Source organism: Cellulomonas sp. P2_B4, assembly GCF_056404795.1.
On record NZ_JBFUDI010000037.1, the window covers coordinates 1 to 758 of the forward strand.

Genomic DNA, 758 nt, shown 5'->3' on the forward strand with positions numbered 1-758 from the left:
CCGGAACCGGCCGGAACCGGACGCCCCGCCGCCTGCCCGGTCGGGGGGTCACGCCCGGCCTTCGCCCTGATGGCTGAAGGTGGTGTTCACGGCGTCGAGAGATCTCCGCCGGACAACGTTGTCAACCTGTGACCATTTCCGGGACGCCAGCCGCTTGACCGAGAACGACCCCGCCTGTAGAAATTCACCCGACAACGTTGTCAGCGGCGTGAACTGTCGCGTAAACGAGGAGCCACCACCATGCCTTCACGCACCCTGCCTACCCGCCGCCGCACTGCCTGGAGCCTCGTCGCTCTGGGCGCGACTGCGGCGATTCTCCTGTCAGCCTGTTCCTCGAACGAGGCTGACGATTCGGACGCTACGTCCACGGCCGCGGCCGCTGACGAGGCGGTCCAGGTCTCTCTGATCGTCAAGACGACGAGCAACCCGTTCTTCATCGCCATGCAGAAGGGTGCCGAGGCCGCCGCGAAGGACAACGACGTGGAGCTGACTTTCGCGGCTGGTCGCGAGGATGGCGACGAGGACACCCAGATCCAGGCCATCGAGAACGCCATCTCCCAGGGCCAGGACGGCATCCTGATCACCCCGAACGGCCCCGCTGTCGTCGACGCGATCGCGAAGGCCCGCGATGCCGGCCTGTTCGTCATCGCCCTGGACACGGCACCAGATCCCGCCGACGCCGTGGACATCACGTTCGCGACCGACAACTTCGACGCCGGCGAGCGGATCGGGGCATGGACCGCCGCGCAGCTCGGCGG

General features: G+C 67.4%; 1 protein-coding gene. It reads left to right on the top strand.

What is annotated here, in order from left to right:
* Positions 1-240 precede the first annotated feature (240 nt).
* Positions 241-758, top strand: a 518-nt coding sequence (locus AC1DZC_RS19930) for a substrate-binding domain-containing protein (protein ID WP_477044475.1), incomplete at its 3' end; no start/stop codon positions are given.